Below are 20,187 nucleotides of genomic sequence, written 5' to 3'. Positions count from 1 at the left end.
TGTTTTTCCTCTGTTGTGCTAGCCTTTTAACGGTATGGAGAATATTCAATTAAAGTCTCTACTTTATTTCATCAAAAAAACGCATCTTTTTAGATGCGCTTTTTATAATCTGATGCAATGTATCTTAGTTCAAGTGCCAGATATCTTCGTTGTACTGAGCGATGGTCCGGTCAGATGAGAAGAATCCTGCTTTGGCAATGTTGACGATGACTTTATCCAACCATGCGTCACGGTTTTCGTAGTCAGCAAGCATTTGCTCTTTCACCTTGATGTAGTCTTCCAAGTCAAGGAGAGTCATGAACCAGTCTTTGTTGATCAATTCCTTGTAAAGACGTTCCAAGCGTTCTTTCTTACCTACTGCAAGAACAGCGTCGCTGACGATGAAGTCAACCAATGGTTTGATGGCTTCACGAGCATAGAATTCGCTTGATTTGTATGCTGCTTTTGCGTAAAGGTCGATAACAGTTTCTGAATCTTCACCGAAGATGTAGATGTTGTTGTCGCCAACCAACTCAGCGATTTCCACGTTAGCACCGTCCATAGTACCAAGAGTCAAAGCTCCGTTCAACATGAATTTCATGTTACCAGTACCTGAAGCTTCTTTAGAAGCAAGTGAGATTTGTTCTGAGATGTCACATGCTGGGATAAGGAAGCTTGCTGCAGTAACGTTGTAGTTTTCAACCATAACCACTTGCAAGTGTGGAGCTACTGCTGGGTCGTTAGCAATCACTTCTGACAAGCAAAGGATCAAGTGAATGATGTCTTGGGCAATTGTGTAGGCAGGAGCTGCTTTACCACCAAAGAAGACTGTGATTGGACGAGCAGGGATGTTACCAGCCTTGATATCAAGGTATTTGTGGATCACATACAAAGCGTTCATTTGTTGGCGTTTGTACTCGTGAAGACGTTTGATCTGGATATCAAAGATAGAGTTTGTATTGATTTCCACACCTTGGTGTTCTTTCAAGTGACGAGCCAATTTACGTTTGTTGTGAGCCTTGATACTTTCCAATTTTTCTTTAACAGCAGCCTTGTCTTCGTATGACAAGAGTTTTTCAAGCTCATCTGATTCATGGTGCCAACCATGTCCAAGAATCTCATCCAAGTAGTGAGACAAGCTTGGGTTAGCATGCATGAGCCAACGACGGAAAGTGATTCCGTTTGTTTTGTTGTTGAATTTTTCTGGGTAGATGTCGTAGAAAGCTTTCAACTCTGAGTTCTTCAAGATCTCAGTGTGAAGAGCCGCAACCCCGTTAACGCTGTATCCGTAGTGGATATCCATGTGAGCCATGTGAACACGTCCACTCTCATCGATGATTTGAACAGCTGGATCTTTGTATTCTGCTTTCACACGACGGTCCAATTCTTCGATGATTGGTACCAAGTGAGGAACCACTTCTTCCAAGAATTCAAGAGGCCATTTTTCAAGGGCTTCAGCAAGGATTGTGTGGTTAGTGTAGGCAGTCATGCTACGTACGATTGAGATTGCTTCATCAAGCTCGATACCACGCGCAGTCAAGAGACGGATCAATTCAGGAATCACCATTGATGGGTGAGTATCGTTGATTTGTACAACTGCATAGTCCGCAAGGTCATGCAAGTTGCTTCCTTTTTCGATCGCTTCGTCAATGATCAATTGCGCACCGTTTGACACCATGAAGTATTGTTGGAAGATACGGAGCAATTCACCTTGTTTGTCACTATCGTCTGGGTAAAGGAAGAGAGTCAAGTTGCGAGCGATGTCTGTCTTATCAAAGTTGATACCGTCTTCGATGATAGAAGAATCAACTGAATCCAAGTCAAACAAACGCAAGCGGTTTTTAGTAGCTGTCTTGTAACCAGGTACATCGATATCGTAAAGAGTCGATGTCAATGTGAAGTGTGCAAATGGCACTTGGTAGCTACGGCTTGAGCGAACCAACCAGTTTTGCTCTGTCAACCAAGCGTTAGGAATTGTTTCTTGTTGGTTGTTTTTAAGAACTTGTTGGAAAAGACCGAAGTGGTAGTTCAAACCAACACCGTCACCATTCAAACCAAGTGTAGCGATTGAGTCGATAAAGCAGGCTGCCAAACGTCCCAAACCACCGTTACCAAGTGATGGTTCCAATTCTACTTCTTCAATTTCAATCAACTCTTTACCTGCAGCTGCAAGTTCCTTTTTCACATCGTCATAAAGACCGAGGTTAATCAAGTTGTTTGACAAGAGTTTACCAATCAAGAACTCAGCTGAGATGTAGTAAACTTTTTTCTTACCAGTGTTGACTGGTTTTTGACTGCTAGCAAGCTTGCTGTAGTTGAGAAGAGCAAGGTAAAGCTCTTCATCGCTACATTCTGCAATGGTTTTATTGTAACGTTTTTGTACAAATTCGTTTAATGGTAACATGTTTATGTGTCTCCTGATATTGTCTTATTTCTTTAATTCTACCAAATTTTCATTAATTCGGCGATAAATTGTAGTCAAGTCAAGCAAAGTTTCTTCAACAGCTGGTGTCAATTGATCTGCTGTCATACGCCAAGACCAGTTTCCACCAAGGGTAGATGGGAAGTTCATACGAGCTGACTCATCTAGTTCTAGCAAGTCTTGCATGGTTGCAATAGCCATGAAGCTAACTGATGAAAAGACTGTACGAAGCATAGCGTGTGGCACTGTTTCGTACTCTTTACGGTTCGTGTAACGAGCCATGTATTCACGAGTTGGATCGTCGATTTCATTACGGTACCAACCAAGGACCGTATTATTATCGTGTGTTCCTGTGTACATAACAGAGTTGGCAGGCGCCAAGTGTGGGCTATCGATACTTTCGTCTTCTGGGTTGAAGGCAAACTGAAGAATCTTCATTCCTGGGAAGCCAGTACGTTCGCGTAACTCAATCACTTCATCTGTCATGAAACCAAGGTCTTCTGCGATGATGTTTAGCTCACCAAGTTCTTTCTTAACGGCTGCAAAAAGTTTGTAGCCAGGACCTTTCACCCATTTACCAGGTGCTGCTGTATCGGAACCAGCAGGAATTTCCCAGTAAGATTCGAACCCGCGGAAGTGGTCGATACGAACGATATCGTAGATCTTGAAGCTTTCGCGCAAACGTTCAATCCACCATTTGTAACCGTCTTTGTCCATTGCTTTCCAGTCATAGATTGGGTTCCCCCAAAGCTGACCAGTGGCAGAAAACTCATCTGGTGGGCATCCTGCGATACAAGTTGCTTTACCATTGGCATCTGTCTTAAAGAGATGTGGATTTGCCCACATGTCGCTTGAATCTTCCGCTACGTAGATAGGCATGTCCCCAACAATTTCGATGTGGTTATCGTTAGCATAGGCTTTCAATTTCAACCATTGTTGGAAGAAGAAGTATTGAGTCACACGGTGGTAAACCAACTTGTCTGCCAATTTCTCACGGTAGCTTTCAAGTGCTGAAGCTTTACGAGCACGAGCATCTGCATCTGGCCATTCTGTCCAAGCAAGATTGTCAAAATGCTCTTTGATAGCCATATATTCTGCGAAGAGTTCGAGCCATGATTGGTTGTCTTTAGCAAACTTCTCAAAATCTTTGACATCACCCACTTCCAAAAAGCGTTTGACTGCTTTTTCTAAAAGCGGACGACGTGCATAATAAATCTTCGCATAGTCAACTTCAGATGCATCGCTACCAAAGTCAACACCTTTAAGATCACTGGCTTCGAGCAAGCCTTGCTCTACCAAGATATCAAGGTCGATAAAATGCGTATTTCCAGCAAAGGCCGAGAATGATTGGTATGGAGAATCTCCATAGCTTGTTGTCCCGAGAGGGAGGATTTGCCAGTAACGTTGCTTCGTACGAACCAAGAAATCAACGAAATCATAGGCAGTCTGGCCAAATGATCCAATCCCGTATGCTCCTGGCAGAGAAGAGATGTGCATCAACACACCACTTTGACGTTTTTTCATAATAGCACCTCATGTGTTTGTTATAAAACGTTGCGCAATTAAGGCGCAAACGTTTGCGTTAATTTAAGTATAACGCATTTCAAAAACAAATGCAAGCGTTTTTAAAAAATTTTTTTGAATTATTTTAATCAAACAAAACTTGTTGCCACTGATATTTTATGAAATAAGCGAAAAAATTTTAAAGATTTTCTGATTTAAGATAATTCATTCCCAATATCTGCTCTATTTTCTGAAAAACCGAGCCGAATTTACGCAATCGTTTTCCTAATATATTTTCAATTCAAAAAAAACAAACATTTTAAGTTCTTTCCTATATATGGGCTTTAACAAATGTTTGAAACCTTAAAATTTTTTTAAAAAATTTCCTAAAAACGCTTGCAACCGTTTTCTGTTTGTGCTATACTAAGTTCGTAAAAGAAAACGTTTGCGTTTTCTCATTAAATTATTTTTGTTATTCTTTAGGAGGAATACACTATGTCATCTAAATTCATGAAGAGCGCTGCTGTGCTTGGAACTGCTACTCTTGCTAGCTTACTTTTGGTAGCTTGCGGAAGCAAAACTGCTGATAAGGCTGCTGATTCTGGTTCATCTGAAGCAAAAGAAATCACTTTCTACGTTGAAGACCAATACAAAGCCTACGCTGAAAAAGTTGCTGCAGCTTATGAAAAAGAATCAGGTACAAAAGTTAACATCAAATCAGGTGACCAACTTGGTGGACTTGACAAACTTTCACTTGACAACCAATCAGGTCAAGCTGCTGACGTTATGATGGCACCATACGACCGCGTAGGTAGCCTTGGTACTGACGGACAACTTTCAGAAGTTACTTTGAGCGATGGTGCAAAAACAGATGATAAAACTAAATCTCTTGTAACAGCTGCTGACGGTAAAGTTTACGGTGCTCCTGCCGTTATTGAGTCACTTGTTATGTACTACAACAAAGACTTGCTTAAAGAAGCTCCAAAAACTTTTGCTGAATTAGAAGAACTTGCTAAAGACAGCAAATACGCTTTCGCTGGTGAAGATGGCAAAACTACTGCATTCCTAGCTGACTGGACAAACTTCTACTACGCATACGGACTTCTTGCTGGTAACGGTGGTTACGTATTCGGACAAAACGGTAAAGACGCTAAAGACATCGGTCTTGCAAACGACGGTTCTATCACTGGTGTCAACTACGCTAAATCTTGGTATGAAAAATGGCCTAAAGGTATGCAAGATACTGAAGGTGCTGCAAACTTGATCCAAACTCAATTCCAAGAAGGTAAAACAGCTGCTATCATCGACGGTCCTTGGAAAGCTCAAGCATTCAAAGATGCTAAAGTAAACTACGGTGTTGCTACTATTCCAACTCTTCCAAATGGTAAAGAATACACACCATTCGGTGGTGGTAAAGCTTGGATCATCCCATCAAGCACTAAGAACCTTGAAGCTGCACAAAAATTTGTAGACTTCCTTGTTTCAACTGAACAACAAAAAGCATTCTACGATGCAACTAACGAAATCCCAGCTAACACTGAAGCTCGTTCATACGCTGAAGGTAAAAACGATGAGTTGACAACAGCTGTTATCAAACAGTTCAAGAACGCTCAACCAATGCCAAACATTTCTCAAATGTCAGCAGTTTGGGATCCAGCTAAAACAATGCTCTTTGACGCTGTAAGTGGTAAAAAAGATGCTAAGACAGCTGCTAACGATGCTGTAACATTGATCAAAGAAACAATCAAACAAAAATTTGGTGAATAATTGAATTCGTTACAAGGGGGGAGAATACAGATCCCCCTTTGATTTTATAAATTTACGAATGATTGCAGTTGCCTATCTAGCGATTGGAGACAAACTTCAATCTCGTATCCTATGAAAGGAGTATTCATGGAAAACCAACAACCTAGCAAAGCAGCCTTGCTTTCAGTGATTCCTGGGTTAGGACAGATTTACAATAAACAAAAGGCGAAAGGTTTTATCTTCCTTGGTGTAACTATCGTATTTGTTCTTTATTTCCTAGCACTTGCAGCCCCTGAATTGCACAATTTGATCACTCTTGGTGACAAGCCAGGTCGTGATAATTCCCTCTTTATGCTGATTCGTGGTGCCTTCCATTTAATCTTTGTAGTCGTTTATGTGCTCTTTTATTTCTCAAATATTAAAGATGCACATACAATCGCAAAACGTATTAACAATGGAATTCCTGTCCCACGTACTTTTAAAGATATGATCAAAGGTATTTATGAGAATGGTTTCCCTTACCTCTTGATCATCCCATCTTACGTCGCTATGACATTTGCGATTATCTTCCCAGTTATCGTAACCTTGATGATTGCCTTTACCAACTATGACTTCCAACACTTGCCACCAAACAAATTGTTGGACTGGGTTGGTTTAACTAACTTTACAAACATCTGGAGCTTAAGTACCTTCCGTTCAGCCTTCGGTGCAGTTCTTTCTTGGACCATCATCTGGGCCTTGTCTGCTTCTACTTTGCAGATTGTGATTGGTATCTTCACAGCAATCATTGCTAACCAACCATTTATCAAAGGAAAACGTATCTTTGGTGTTATTTTCCTTCTTCCTTGGGCTGTTCCAGCCTTCATCACTATCTTGACATTCTCAAACATGTTTAACGATAGTGTCGGAGCGATCAACACTCAAGTATTGCCTATCTTGGCTAAGGTCCTTCCTTTCCTTGACGGAGCGCTTATCCCTTGGAAAACAGACCCAACTTGGACTAAGATTTCCTTGATTATGATGCAAGGTTGGCTAGGATTCCCATACATCTACGTTTTGACTTTGGGTATCTTGCAGTCAATCCCTAACGACCTCTACGAAGCGGCTTACATCGATGGTGCCAATGCTTGGCAAAAATTCCGCAACATCACTTTCCCTATGATTTTGGCTGTTGCAGCTCCAACATTGATCAGCCAATACACCTTCAACTTTAACAACTTCTCTATCATGTACCTCTTCAACGGCGGAGGTCCTGGTAGCGTTGGTGGTGGAGCCGGTTCAACTGATATCTTGATCTCATGGATTTATCGCTTGACAACAGGTACATCTCCTCAATACTCTATGGCGGCAGCTGTTACCTTGATCATCTCTATCATTGTCATCTCTATCTCTATGATCGCATTCAAGAAACTACACGCATTTGATATGGAGGACGTCTAAGATGAATAACTCAATCAAACTCAAACGTAGACTGACTCAAACCCTCACTTACCTCTACTTGATTGGTCTTTCAATCGTGATTATCTATCCACTTTTGATTACTATTATGTCAGCCTTCAAGACTGGTAACGTCGTAGCTTTTAAACTAGATGCTAACGTCGACTTTAGCTTTGCCAACTTCCAAGGGCTCTTCACTGAAACCTTGTACGGCACTTGGTATCTCAATACCTTGATTATCGCCTTGATTACAATGGCTGTTCAAACAAGTATCATCGTACTTGCTGGTTATGCCTACAGCCGTTACAACTTCTTGGCTCGTAAACAAAGTTTGGTCTTCTTCTTGATTATCCAAATGGTGCCAACTATGGCCGCTTTGACAGCCTTCTTCGTTATGGCCCTTATGTTGAATGCCCTTAACCAAAGCTGGTTCCTCATCTTCCTATATGTCGGTGGTGGTATCCCGATGAATGCTTGGTTGATGAAAGGCTACTTCGACACAGTACCGATGTCTCTTGATGAATCAGCAAAACTAGATGGTGCAGGACACTTCCGTCGCTTCTGGCAAATTGTTCTCCCACTCGTTCGCCCAATGGTTGCAGTACAAGCGCTCTGGGCCTTCATGGGACCTTTCGGAGACTATATCCTCTCTAGTTTCTTGCTTCGTGAGAAAGAATACTTTACAGTTGCCGTTGGTCTACAGACCTTTGTCAGCAATGTGAAAAACTTGAAGATTGCCTACTTCTCAGCAGGTGCTATCCTCATCGCCCTTCCAATCTGTATTCTCTTCTTCTTCCTACAAAAGAACTTTGTTTCAGGACTTACAAGTGGTGGCGACAAGGGATAATTTATCCCCGCCACCCTTTTTCATTTTATACTCTTCGAAAATCAAATTCAAACCACGTCAGCTTCGCCTTGCCGTAGATATATGTAACTGACTTCGTCAGTCTTATCTACAACCTCAAAGCAGTGCTTTGAGCAACCTGCGGCTAGCTTCCTAGTTTGCTCTTTGATTTTCATTGAGTATTAGAGCTTGTGACTATAAAACTATTCTTGAAGCAAGCAATTTATCTCCTAGACTTGAAATAAAGCACATTTCTCTATATAATAATACTCATATAGAAAACACTTTTAGAAAGATGCCTATGCTTCCATATCCATTCTCGTATTTCTCTAGTATCTGGGGATTTCGCAAACCCCTATCAAAACGTTTCGGCCTCAACTGGTTTCAGCTTCTCTTTACGAGCATTTTCCTCATCAGTTTGTCTATGGTTCCGATCGCCATTCAAAACAGCTCACAGGAAACGTATCCACTGGATACCTTTATCGATAATGTCTACACTCCACTGACAGATGAAGCCATCATGGACTTGTCAGAGAATGCACAAATCGTTGATGGAAAGCTGAACTACTCAGGTACGAAGAATCAGCAGCCTTCTCTTTTGATTGGCCCGAGCCAAAGCAAGGAATTGCCAAAGGACTTGCAACTTCATTTTGATACGGAAGAACTCGTCATCAGCAAGGAAAGTAAGGAACTGACTCGCATTCGCTACCACGCGATTCAAACGGAGAGTTTCCAGAGTAAGGAAGATCTAACCCAAGCCATTTCTAAAGATTGGTACCAACAAAATCGGGTCTATATCAGTCTCTTTCTCGTTCTTGGTGCTAGCTTCCTCTTTGGATTGAATTTCTTCATTGTCTCTCTTGGAGCTAGTCTCCTCCTTTATATCACCAAAAAATCACGCCTCTTTTCATTTAGGAGCTTTAAAGAGTGCTACCATTTTATCTTGAACTGTTTAGGATTACCAACTTTGATTACGCTTATTTTGGGACTTTTTGGCCAAAATATGACAACCCTTATCACTGTACAAAACATTCTTTTTGTTCTTTATCTGGTCACCATCTTTTATAAAACACATTACCGCGATCCAGATTATCATAAATAGGAGATTTTTATGCCCGTTACGATTAAAGATGTGGCCAAGGCTGCAGGTGTCTCACCTTCAACTGTAACCCGCGTTATTCAAAACAAATCAACGATTAGTGATGAAACCAAAAAACGAGTTCGCAAGGCAATGAAAGAGCTCAACTACCATCCCAATCTCAATGCTCGTAGCTTGGTAAGTAGCTATACTCAAGTTATCGGCTTGGTGCTCCCTGACGACTCGGATGCCTTCTACCAAAATCCTTTCTTTCCATCTGTCCTACGAGGGATCGCCCAAGTCGCGTCTGAAAACCACTACGCTATTCAGATTGCAACGGGGAAAGATGAGAAAGAACGTCTCAATGCGATTTCTCAGATGGTTTATGGTAAACGTGTTGACGGTTTGATTTTCCTCTACGCCGAGGAAGAAGACCCTCTGGTCAAGCTAGTAGCCGATGAGCAATTCCCTTTCCTCATTCTCGGAAAATCAACTTCACCCTTTATCCCTCTTGTTGATAATGACAATGTACAGGCGGGCTTTGATGCGACAGAGTATTTCATCAAAAAAGGATGCAAACGAATTGCCTTTATCGGGGGTACAAAGCGACTCTTCGTAACCCAAGATCGTCTAACTGGCTATGAGTCCGCACTCAAACAACACCAACTTCCGATTGATACCAACTTAACCTACTTTGCGACCGAATTTCTAGAAGAAAAAGGGTATCAATTCAGCGAACTCCTGTTCAATCACGATCCACAGATTGACGCTATCATCACAACCGATAGTCTCCTTGCAGAAGGGGTTTGTGACTACATCAGTAAACACCAATTAAATGTTCCTGTCTTGAGTTTTGACTCTGTCAATCCTCGACTCGACCTAGTAGCCTATGTTGACATCAATAGTCTGGAACTTGGACGAACATCATTTGAAACGATTTTACAGATTATCAATGACGCGAAAAATAATAGACAGATTTGTTACCGTCAGTTGATTGCCCACAAAATCATCGAAAAATAAAAACCAGCTCCAGAGCTGGTTTTTTTAGTCATGATACTCAATGAAAATCAAAGAGCAAACTAGGAAGCTAGTCGCAGGTTGCTCAAAGCACTGCTTTGAGGTTGTAGATAAGACTGACGAAGTCAGTCACATAAATAATCCAAGGCGACGCTGACGTGGTTTGAAGAGATTTTCGAAGAGTATTAATTGTCTGTTTCTACGAATCGTCCTAGGATGTGGACATTTTCGGATACAGAGACAAAGGCTGTCGGATCAACCTGTTTCATGATGTGTTTAAAATCATTAAACTCTGCTCGTGTGATAACCGTAATCAAGACTGCTTTTCTCTCATGATTATAGGTTCCTTCTGCATCGTGGATCATAGTTGCTCCGCGGTGCAATTTTTTATGGATTTTTGCAATTACTTTATCAGGATTATTGGTCACAATCATGGCCTGCATGCGTTTTTGCTTGGTAAAGACCGCGTCTGTCACACGACTGGAGACAAAGATGGTAATCATGGAGTAGAGAGCGTATTTCCAACCAAAGGTCAAACCTGCTATCAGCATAATCGTCCCATTCACTAAGAAAGAAATACTACCGACATTTCTCCCTGTTTTCTTTCGAATGGTCAGACTAACGATATCTGTACCTCCGCTAGAAATATTGTTACGGAGCGCAAAACCAATCCCCAAGCCCATGACAACACCCCCAAAAAGGGCATTGATAATGGGATCCTCTGTCAAGGTCACAACTGGCACAAGCTGGATAAAGAGGGAACTCATGGATACTGTGATAAAGGTAAAGATTGTAAACTTATGCCCAATCTGATACCAAGCCAAAATCATCAACGGAAAATTGATAGCATAAAAGGTTAGCGATATCGGAATGTAAAAACCAAACCAGTGATTACTCAAGGCAGAGATAATCTGTGCCAGACCCGTCGCCCCACTGGAGTAAACGTGTCCTGGTTGAAAAAAGAAATTGACTGCTACTGCTGACAAAAAGCCATAAACCAGAGAGGCTGATATCTTCTCATCATATTTTTCCTTAGAGATGCTTTGTAAGACACGTAAAATTTTTATCTGATAAGCAAAGCGGCGCAGATAATAGCGCCACCGCTTAATTCGTTTTGCTTGTTTCATCTTCTTCTACTTGTAAGCTGAGTTCCTCTAGTTGTTTGAAAGCGACTGTTGAAGGAGCTTGTGTCATTGGGTCGGTTGCCTTGTTATTCTTAGGAAAGGCAATGACTTCACGGATATTTTCTTCTCCTGCTAAGAGCATCACAAAACGGTCAAGACCGATAGCCAAACCACCGTGTGGTGGGAAACCATAGTCCATGGCTTCAAGAAGGAAACCAAACTGGTCATTGGCTTCTTCAGCTGAGAAACCAAGAGCCTTGAACATGCGTTCTTGAAGGTCTTTTTGGTTGATACGAAGGCTACCACCACCAAGCTCATAACCGTTCAAGACGATATCATAAGCAATGGCACGAACCTTAGCCAAATCACCTTCTAATTCGTGAGCTGTTTCTTCCTGTGGAAGAGTGAACGGATGGTGGGCGCTCATGTAGCGACCTTCTTCTTCAGACCATTCAAACATTGGCCAGTCAACTACCCAAAGGAAGTTGAATTTATCGTTATCAATCAAGCCAAGCTCTTTGGCGATACGGCCACGAAGGGCGCCTAGTGTTGCATTGGCCACTTCAAGCGTATCCGCCACAAATAGAACCAAATCCTTATCTTCAAGACCAAGTGCTGCAGTCAATTCTGCTTGGATACCAGTTAAGAACTTGGCAACTGGTCCATTTAATTCTCCATCAACCACTTTGACCCAAGCAAGACCTTTGGCACCATATTGTTTGGCTACTTCAGTCATCTTGTCAATGTCTTTACGTGAGTAGTTGTCTGCAGCTCCTTTGACTACAATGGCTTTAACGGCAGGTGCTTCTGAAAAGACTTTGAAATCAACACCTCTAACCACTTCTGTCAAGTCCTGAAGCAACATATCAAAACGAGTATCAGGTTTGTCAGAACCGTAAAGAGCCATCGCGTCATCATACTTCATACGAGGAAATGGAAGAGTTACTTCGATGCCTTTTGTTTCCTTCATCACGCGCGCAATCAATCCTTCTGTAATATCTTGGATTTCTTGCTCACTAAGGAATGACGTTTCCAAGTCGACCTGGGTAAACTCAGGCTGACGGTCTCCACGCAAGTCTTCATCACGGAAACATTTGACGATTTGGTAATAGCGGTCGAAGCCAGCATTCATCAAGAGCTGTTTGGTGATTTGTGGGCTCTGAGGAAGAGCGTAGAAATGCCCTTTATTGACACGAGATGGCACCAAATAGTCACGCGCCCCTTCTGGCGTTGATTTAGAAAGGAATGGCGTCTCCACATCGATAAACTCCAACTCATCCAAGTAGTTACGGATAGAGTGGGTCACCTTAGCACGAAGCTTAAGGTTTTCTAGCATTTCTGGACGACGAAGGTCAAGGTAACGGTAACGCAAACGTGTATCGTCATTGGCCTCAATCCCATCTTTAATCTCAAAAGGTGTTGTTTTAGCTGTATTAAGCACAGTCAAAGCTGTCACATTCAACTCAACCGCACCAGTAGGCAATTTATCATTTGCCTGTTCACGCGCAGCGACTTGACCAGTCAGCTCAATGACAAATTCGCTACGAAGGCTTTCAGCTGTTGCCATAACCTCTGCAGATACTTTTTCAGGGTTGATAACCAACTGCATGATTCCTTCACGATCACGAAGGTCGATAAAGATCAAACCACCCAAGTCACGACGACGGCCAACCCATCCTTTCAAAGTAATTTCTTGTCCGATGTGTTCCTCACGAACACGACCAGCATACATACTACGTTTCATGTTTTCTCTCCTCTTTTATTCTGTTACTATTTTACCATAAAAGCGCAGGCTCTTCATGAAAATCAGCAGAAAAGTTTGATTGTCTTTAGAAATCAAAACGAACAGACAAAAAATCCGATGAAAACGTCATCGGATTCTCTGATTATGATTCTTAACCTTTTTTACGCTTTTCAGCAATCTCAGCTGCCTTTTTAGGCAGGACAATCTCCGTCGCATAAGCTGTCCCAAAGCGCAAGACACCTGCAATAGGGGCAAAGACGACTGCTAGATAGTTATAGAAGAAATCTCCCTTGAAAGCATAAGCTAGCGCTCCAATGATGAAAAATAGAACGACTGCTTGAATCACTGCTAATAAAATTACTCGTTTCATGTGACCTCCTGACTCTATTATAGCATGAGTATCATCAAAAAGCCGATTAAATTATTCAAAGCGTGGAGAGAAATGCTGTGAAGAAGACCTTTTCGGCTTACATAAGCCAGACCCAAACTCAATCCCAGACTAGCATAAACTAAAAACTGTTGCAAAGTTCCTGGAAGATGAATCAAGGCAAAAAGCACACTCGATACGAGGAGAAACAGAGCTGTCTGTTTGCTGTTGTTCTGCTCAGGAAAGAGATAGCGCGCCAGCATCCCTCTAAAGATGAGTTCTTCCGTCAGAGGAGCAAAGACCACTACCATAAAGAAACCAAAGACAGGCTGAGCAACTGTCAATTGTGATACGATTTGTTGATTGACTGACGGATCTTCTGGTAAAAAGAACTGGGCTGTAATCGCCACTAGCAAAACCAGGGTTGGCAACCAGATATAACGATTAAAAGCTGTCGTCTGGATGCTAACCTTTTCTGACTGATACCATCTGTAAACTCCATAAACATAGGCCCCTGATAGGACGACATAAAGTGGTAAGACTCCAAAGATTGAAGCCCCTAGTCCAAGAGCTGACAGCGCCGTACTCTGAACCAGACCATAGCCAAAGAAAAAGGATAGAACAGCTAGAAGAAACCAGCCAAGATTTTTAAGTAATTTCATAAAAGACTCCTATTTGAAATGAAGACTTAGCATTGTTATTCACATCATCTTGATAAAAATGTGGAATACAGTCGCAACTAAAAGGGCTAATAAGAGAATTCCTCTTGCAAAAATAGAAACGGTAGTAATGGTTTTATAAAGATATTTTTAAGCAAGCAAAAGCAATGTTGATCCTAGGAAAAAGAGAGTCAGGATATATTCCTGACCAGTTTATCTGTCATTAAAAGCCTAATTTTTCAAAGATTTCTGAGAAATTTTGATTGATAGCATCAAGTGACACTTGCACTTCTTCTCGTGTTTGGTTGTTTTTGACCGTCACTTGTCTGCTTTCAACTTCACTCTCCCCTAGCGTGATGAGAGTCTTAGCCGCAAAGACATCGGCGGACTTGAACTGAGCTTTGAGCTTTCGGTTGAGGTAGTCACGTTCTGCTTTGAATCCTTGTTGGCGAAGGGCTTGTACCAATTCCAAGGCCTTAACATTTGCGCCTTCTCCCAAGACTGCGATATAAACATCTAGAGCGTTTTCGATAGGGAGGGTCACACCTTGCTTTTCAAGGATGAGAAGCAGGCGCTCTACACCAAGTCCAAAACCAAATCCAGCAGTCTCAGGGCCACCAAAGTAGGCAACCAAGCCATCATAGCGACCACCCGCACAGACCGTCAAGTCATTGCCCTCAATCTCAGTGATAAACTCAAAAATCGTGTGGTTGTAGTAGTCCAAACCACGTACCATATTGGTATCGATGATATAGTCTACTCCAAGATTTTCCAACATCTGACGGACGGCATCAAAATGAGCTTGGCTTTCTTCATCAAGGAAGTCCAAGATAGACGGAGCATTCTCTACTGCCACCTTGTCTTCTTTTTCCTTAGAGTCCAAGATACGGAGAGGATTTTCCTCCAAACGACGTTGGCTATCCTTAGACAAGGTCTCCTTGAGCGGTGTCAAATAGTCGATCAAGGCCTGACGATAAGCCGCACGGCTCTCAGGATTTCCGAGAGTGTTGAGGTGTAATTTGACACCTTGGATGCCGATTTCTTTCAAGAAATGGGCTGCCATAGCGATGGTTTCCACATCAGTAGCTGGATTGCTAGAGCCAAAACACTCGACACCAATCTGGTGGAACTGGCGCAAACGCCCTGCCTGTGGACGCTCATAGCGGAACATTGGCCCCATGTAGTAGAACTTGCTTGGTTTTTGAACTTCTGGGGCGAAGAGTTTGTTTTCCACATAAGAACGAACGACTGGAGCAGTTCCTTCTGGACGGAGGGTAATATGACGGTCTCCCTTGTCGTAAAAATCGTACATTTCCTTGGTCACGATATCGGTCGTGTCCCCTACAGAACGGCTGATGACCTCGTAATGTTCAAAAATAGGCGTGCGCACTTCTGCATAGTTATAGCGCTTGAAAATCTCACGGGCAAAGCCCTCAACGTACTGCCATTTGGCAGACTCAGCAGGTAAAATATCCTGCGTTCCTTTTGGTTTTTGTAATTTCATAGGGAATCCTCTTTATAACTTAATAGTCTTATTTTACCATAAATAGAGGGATTAAAACAGTGAGAAAAAATTAGGATTTAGATATCATTTTTGAGATTAATAATTGTCAAAAGAATAGCTAGCAAGGAAAGACCAACAAATAGCATCCAAGTCAACTGTATATTCCATACAGCTATAAGTGAAAAACAAGCTGTTCCCACAGGTATGGATAAGGTAAACAATAAACCCAAAAAATTACTGGTACGAGCTAGAACATCTGGATCTAGATTTTTCATGAGCATGGCACTAATCTTTGGTGAAACTTTACCAGACACATAGAGAGTTAAAAAGAGAAATAGTAAACCAAGCACGACTTGATTAAATACGTTAGCTAGACCAACTAGACTGAGTCCTACGGTCGCCCACATCATCAATCTAGGCAAAGACTGCTTCCCAAAATAATCATTGCCCGTAAGGCTACTGATGATGACTGCTACTAAAGCACAGACTTGACTGATAAATAGTGCCTCTGTATAAGAAAAATTCAAGAGAGAATGGCTCAAAAAGAAGATGTTATAGATGCTTCCTAAAGCGCCACCCAAGGCATTGATAAGCAAGACAGCAAAGAGCATAAAACCAAAGTTTTTCTGTCCACTTTTTAGAAAAACGAGACGTAAATTTCGGTAAATCGATAGAAACTGGTCTTTGATAGAAAGCTTATCATTTTTAAGGATTTCACCATCAGCAGATGAAATTGACAGGTTCAATTTGCTTCTTCCTAAAAAGAGAATAGCAGCTGATACTAGGAAAAAACAGGCATTGATTCCCGCAACAAGGGAAAAATTGTTGACCGATAGACCTAAGAGCCAAACTCCAAAAGCTTGACCACCAATAGCTGAAATATAGGTGATAAACTGGGAAAAAGAATAAGCCTCCATCAGATCATTTTCAGCCACTTTTTCCTTAACGAGAGGCATGCGCAAACCACCAGCAAAATCACTGATCACATCACTGATGACATTGATCAAACACAGGCTAGAAAAGGCAAAGAGACTAGCTTGCTGAACAACTAGGGCTGCCAGAAAAAATAAAACCGCCTGAAACAAACCGCTATAGACCATCCATTTGACCTTGTCCCTTGTGTAATCTGCCCGAATCCCTACAAAAACTGTAAAGAGAGTCGGAAGAATCATGACAATATTCGCCATAGCAACAGCAAAAGAGGCTTGTAGCAAGGTCGATGCATAAACGATAAATACCAGGTTAAAAATCGAAGCACCAAAGGCATTGAAGAAGCGCGACAAAGTCAAGAGTCGATAAGCTTGATTTCTAAACAATAGTTTCATAGGTAATCTCCCTTCTTGTTATAATCCCTATATGAAGTATGACTATAGTATAGCACTTAGAAATTGAAAGGGAAAACTTTTGAATATATGCAACACACAAAATGAGCAAAGAAACGATAGAACTTTTGTAACGACCTGAGAGTAGTCAAAAGTTCTATCGCTTAAATTTTCAAATTATTTTCTTAGTTTGCAGATATTCAACAATCGGGTGTATTTCTATAGTATTCGGCAGATTTGTTACAACCAAGCATCTCAAAAATATGGACAGCATCTTCCATCTTTTTTTGTCCTTCCTTGACTCTACCCTGCTTGCTATCAAGAAGACCTTCAGCCCACAAATAGACAATTCGGAAATAGGTCTCATTTTCCTTGTAGAAATGCTCTTTGATGACACGTTTAAAATAAGAGGCATTGGTAAATTCTTCATACTCAATGCTGGCTAAAAAACCATTCAATAGCATGGTGTGAAAAAGGTTTCGATTACTAGACATTTCCATTAGAAAATCGGATTTGCGGACCATTTCTCGTACATATCTAGTAAAAAGAGAAACAGACAAGAACGGAGAACTGACTGAGAACAAATTGAGTTCATAGATTCCCCAAATCTCAGTAGAAAACAAGTAGTCATGAAGGACTTTCCCTTCCTCTGCCGTTAACTCAACCGTTTCATCCATACTCTTCATATAAGACTTGATAATGATGGCATTTAGAATATGTTTCTGTTTGTTTTGAGAATGGGCATGCTTTTGATACTCCTTGCGATATAAGTCCTCAAGAGGTGCTATATTCTTTAAATCCAAAACATCTGTGATTTCTTTTCTCAACTCCGAATCTGTATCATACTGAAAACCTCTCGCCAGAAAGAGGATTTCCTCTACACTAGCAGATATATTTTCTAGGGCAAATAGAAACTTTTCCACCGAAAGCTCACTCTGACCTGTTTCAAATCGGGACAACATGGACGGCGAAAATTGTCCCCCAGTTGCTTGTCTCAGCGAGATATTTCTTGACTCTCGTAATTGTCTAAAGACTTTTCCAATCTGCTCCATAGACTTCCCCTTGATTCCGTATTTTCTTCATTTTATCATATTTTTCAGAAAATTCATCAAAAACTTGCCAAATTGTCAGAATTATGAGAAAATAGAGGATATTTATCACGTGGAGGGACTGTAATGAGAGAGGATATCAAAATCAATGACCGTGCTTTGGCCTTGCAAGACCAAATTATCGAAAAACTAGAGAAGGTTTTTGATACAGATGTGGAATTGGATGTTTACAATCTAGGACTGATTTATGAAATCAATCTGGACGAAACAGGCCTCTGCAAGATTGTCATGACCTTCACCGACACCGCCTGCGATTGCGCCGAAAGCCTACCTATCGAAATCGTCGCAGGTCTGAAACAAATCGAGGGTATCGAAGATGTCAAGGTTGAAGTTACTTGGTCGCCTGCTTGGAAGATCACACGAATCAGTCGCTACGGACGCATTGCCCTCGGACTGCCACCTCGTTAATGAGGCAAATCACTTTTGAAGATAAAAAGAAGCAAGCCGAAGATGGCTTGCTTTTTGATACTCAATGAAAATCAAAGAGCAAACTAGGAAACTAGCCGCAGGCTGTACTTGAGTACGGCAAGGCGACGTTGACGTGGTTTGAAGAGATTTTCGAAGAGTATGAGTTTATTTTTTACCTGACTTGTCCATATTCCAGAAGTCTGTCACGGCTCCGCGAGAAGCGGATGATACGATATGGGCGTATTTACCGAGGACACCACGGCTGTAAAGTGGTGGCAAGGTTGTTTCTGCCTTGCGTTTTTCAAGTTCTTCTTCAGATACGGCCATGGAAATTTCTTTGGTATCTTGGTCAACTGTAACGATATCCCCTGTACGAAGGTAAGCAATCGGTCCACCATCCTGAGCTTCAGGAGCGATATGTCCGACAACCAGACCATATGTACCACCAGAGAAACGACCATCCGTCAAGAGGGCAACCTTGTCTCCTTGACCTTTACCAACGATCATGGATGAAAGGGACAGCATCTCAGGCATACCAGGACCACCCTTAGGTCCAACGAAACGAACAACAACTACATCACCATCAACGATTTCGTCTGTCAAGACAGCCTGGATAGCATCTTCTTCTGAGTCAAAGACCTTAGCAGGTCCAACGTGACGACGCACTTTCACACCTGATACTTTAGCAACCGCACCGTCAGGGGCAAGGTTCCCGTTCAAGATGATAAGCGGACCGTCTGCACGTTTTGGATTTTCAAGTGGCATGATGACTTTTTGACCTGGGGTAAGGTCTGCAAAGTCAGCTAAGTTCTCAGCAACAGTCTTACCAGTACATGTGATGCGGTCTCCATGAAGGAAACCATTTGCCAAGAGATATTTCATAACCGCAGGCACACCACCGACTTCATAGAGGTCTTGGAAGACATACTGACCAGATGGTTTCAAGTCGGCCAAGTGAGGCACACGTTCTTGGATCGTATTGAAGTCCTCAAGGGACAAATCAACATTAGCCGCATGGGCAATAGCAAGCAAGTGAAGAGTGGCATTTGTAGAACCACCGAGAGCCATGGTTACAGTGATGGCATCTTCAAAGGCTTCACGAGTCAAGATATCAGATGGTTTGAGACCAAGCTCCAGCATCTTAACAACAGCACGTCCTGCTGCTTCGATATCTTCTTTCTTGTCGGCTGATTCAGCTGGGTGAGATGAAGATCCTGGCAAACTCATACCAAGAACTTCGATAGCAGTCGCCATGGTATTAGCTGTATACATACCACCACAGCCACCAGGGCCCGGGCAGGCATTACATTCAAGACGTTTCACGTCCTCAGCTGTCATGTCACCGTGGTTCCATTTCCCGATTCCCTCAAAGACAGAAACCAAGTCAATGTCTTTGCCATCAAGATTTCCCGGTGCAATGGTACCACCATAGGCGAAAATGGCTGGGATATCCATATTAGCAATGGCAATCATAGAACCAGGCATGTTCTTGTCACAGCCACCGATAGCAACGAAAGCATCGACGTTGTGACCACCCATAGCCGCTTCGATTGAGTCTGCGATGATGTCACGAGATGTCAAAGAGAAACGCATACCAGGCGTTCCCATGGCAATCCCGTCCGCTACGGTAATGGTTCCAAACTGAACAGGCCAAGCCCCTGCAGATTTGACACCTTCTTTCGCCAATTTCCCAAAATCATGCAAGTGAATGTTACATGGTGTATTTTCCGCCCAAGTCGAAATCACTCCCACAATCGGTGTTTCAAAGTCCTTATCTGTCATACCAGTGGCACGAAGCATAGCACGGTTTGGTGATTTAACCATGCTGTCATAAATGCTACTGCGGTGACGTTTATCTAATTCAGTCATCTTATCCCTCCCGTTTCAGTTTCTACTATTATAGCACATTTTAAAAGCAATGAAC

At 42.0% G+C, this 20,187-nt stretch carries 16 protein-coding genes; 6 read left to right on the top strand and 10 right to left on the bottom strand.

The window, feature by feature from the left end; all coding sequences use genetic code 11:
• Nucleotides 1-124: 124 nt before the first annotated feature.
• Together glgP and malQ are read right to left on the bottom strand one after the other, a co-directional pair.
• Nucleotides 125-2,383 (bottom strand): glycogen/starch/alpha-glucan family phosphorylase, encoded by a 2,259-nt coding sequence (gene glgP, locus D8863_RS08530; protein WP_125441650.1) that lies wholly within the window; start codon nt 2,381-2,383, stop codon nt 125-127.
• Nucleotides 2,384-2,407: 24 nt separating this feature from the next.
• The gene (gene malQ, locus D8863_RS08525; protein ID WP_125441649.1) at nt 2,408-3,925 is read right to left on the bottom strand and encodes a 4-alpha-glucanotransferase; all 1,518 of its coding nucleotides are present in this window, start codon (nt 3,923-3,925) and stop codon (nt 2,408-2,410) included.
• A gap of 474 nt (nt 3,926-4,399) precedes the next feature.
• Between malQ and D8863_RS08520 the strand changes: the two genes are divergently transcribed.
• The 5 genes from D8863_RS08520 (at nt 4,400) to D8863_RS08500 (ending at nt 10,029) form a co-directional block, all read left to right on the top strand.
• Complete coding sequence (locus D8863_RS08520) at nt 4,400-5,671, top strand: extracellular solute-binding protein (protein ID WP_000095458.1); 1,272 nt, start codon at nt 4,400-4,402, stop codon at nt 5,669-5,671.
• Between the two features lie 126 nt (nt 5,672-5,797).
• Nucleotides 5,798-7,090 (top strand): carbohydrate ABC transporter permease, encoded by a 1,293-nt coding sequence (locus tag D8863_RS08515; RefSeq protein WP_185761472.1) that lies wholly within the window; start codon nt 5,798-5,800, stop codon nt 7,088-7,090.
• Between the two features lies 1 nt (nt 7,091).
• Nucleotides 7,092-7,934, top strand: coding sequence for a sugar ABC transporter permease (locus tag D8863_RS08510; protein ID WP_001065656.1), 843 nt, complete (start codon nt 7,092-7,094; stop codon nt 7,932-7,934).
• Between the two features lie 298 nt (nt 7,935-8,232).
• Nucleotides 8,233-9,033 (top strand): DUF1189 domain-containing protein, encoded by an 801-nt coding sequence (locus D8863_RS08505; protein WP_042768224.1) that lies wholly within the window; start codon nt 8,233-8,235, stop codon nt 9,031-9,033.
• A 9-nt stretch (nt 9,034-9,042) separates the two neighbouring features.
• Nucleotides 9,043-10,029 (top strand): LacI family DNA-binding transcriptional regulator, encoded by a 987-nt coding sequence (locus D8863_RS08500; RefSeq protein WP_042768223.1) that lies wholly within the window; start codon nt 9,043-9,045, stop codon nt 10,027-10,029.
• 182 nt (nt 10,030-10,211) lie between these two features.
• Here the strand turns inward: D8863_RS08500 and D8863_RS08495 are convergent, their stop codons facing one another.
• The 7 genes from D8863_RS08495 to D8863_RS08465 all read right to left on the bottom strand — a co-directional run bounded on the left by D8863_RS08495 (nt 10,212) and on the right by D8863_RS08465 (nt 17,798).
• Nucleotides 10,212-11,153 carry a YitT family protein gene (locus D8863_RS08495; protein WP_125441647.1) on the bottom strand — a complete coding sequence of 314 codons (942 nt, stop codon included), beginning with the start codon at nt 11,151-11,153 and terminating at the stop codon, nt 10,212-10,214.
• Complete coding sequence (gene aspS / locus D8863_RS08490; protein ID WP_125441646.1) at nt 11,131-12,894, bottom strand: aspartate--tRNA ligase; 1,764 nt, start codon at nt 12,892-12,894, stop codon at nt 11,131-11,133. The genes D8863_RS08495 and aspS overlap by 23 nt, the downstream gene beginning before the upstream one ends.
• A gap of 151 nt (nt 12,895-13,045) precedes the next feature.
• A complete protein-coding gene (locus tag D8863_RS08485) occupies nt 13,046-13,264 on the bottom strand; it encodes a hypothetical protein (protein WP_000832179.1) in 219 nt (72 codons plus the stop codon).
• A gap of 17 nt (nt 13,265-13,281) precedes the next feature.
• The gene (locus D8863_RS08480) at nt 13,282-13,923 is read right to left on the bottom strand and encodes a CPBP family intramembrane glutamic endopeptidase (RefSeq protein ID WP_125441645.1); all 642 of its coding nucleotides are present in this window, start codon (nt 13,921-13,923) and stop codon (nt 13,282-13,284) included.
• Between the two features lie 220 nt (nt 13,924-14,143).
• Nucleotides 14,144-15,424 (bottom strand): histidine--tRNA ligase, encoded by a 1,281-nt coding sequence (hisS, locus tag D8863_RS08475; RefSeq protein WP_125441644.1) that lies wholly within the window; start codon nt 15,422-15,424, stop codon nt 14,144-14,146.
• Nucleotides 15,425-15,501: 77 nt separating this feature from the next.
• Nucleotides 15,502-16,749, bottom strand: a complete 1,248-nt coding sequence (locus D8863_RS08470) for an MFS transporter (RefSeq protein ID WP_125441643.1) — start codon at nt 16,747-16,749, stop codon at nt 15,502-15,504.
• A 197-nt stretch (nt 16,750-16,946) separates the two neighbouring features.
• Entirely contained in the window at nt 16,947-17,798 is an 852-nt protein-coding gene (locus D8863_RS08465; RefSeq protein WP_125441642.1) for a helix-turn-helix domain-containing protein, read from the bottom strand.
• A 123-nt stretch (nt 17,799-17,921) separates the two neighbouring features.
• Between D8863_RS08465 and D8863_RS08455 the strand changes: the two genes are divergently transcribed.
• Complete coding sequence (locus tag D8863_RS08455; protein WP_001206380.1) at nt 17,922-18,263, top strand: metal-sulfur cluster assembly factor; 342 nt, start codon at nt 17,922-17,924, stop codon at nt 18,261-18,263.
• A gap of 165 nt (nt 18,264-18,428) precedes the next feature.
• On the opposite strand, the gene ilvD is transcribed toward D8863_RS08455, so the two are convergent.
• The gene (ilvD, locus tag D8863_RS08450; protein WP_000137343.1) at nt 18,429-20,132 is read right to left on the bottom strand and encodes a dihydroxy-acid dehydratase; all 1,704 of its coding nucleotides are present in this window, start codon (nt 20,130-20,132) and stop codon (nt 18,429-18,431) included.
• Nucleotides 20,133-20,187 lie beyond the last annotated feature (55 nt).

It is taken from the genome of Streptococcus oralis, from assembly GCF_003943825.1.
Classification (GTDB): domain Bacteria; phylum Bacillota; class Bacilli; order Lactobacillales; family Streptococcaceae; genus Streptococcus; species Streptococcus oralis_CD.
Note: the sequence above shows the minus strand (reverse complement) of the source record. Positions and strands in the feature narration are given on the sequence as shown.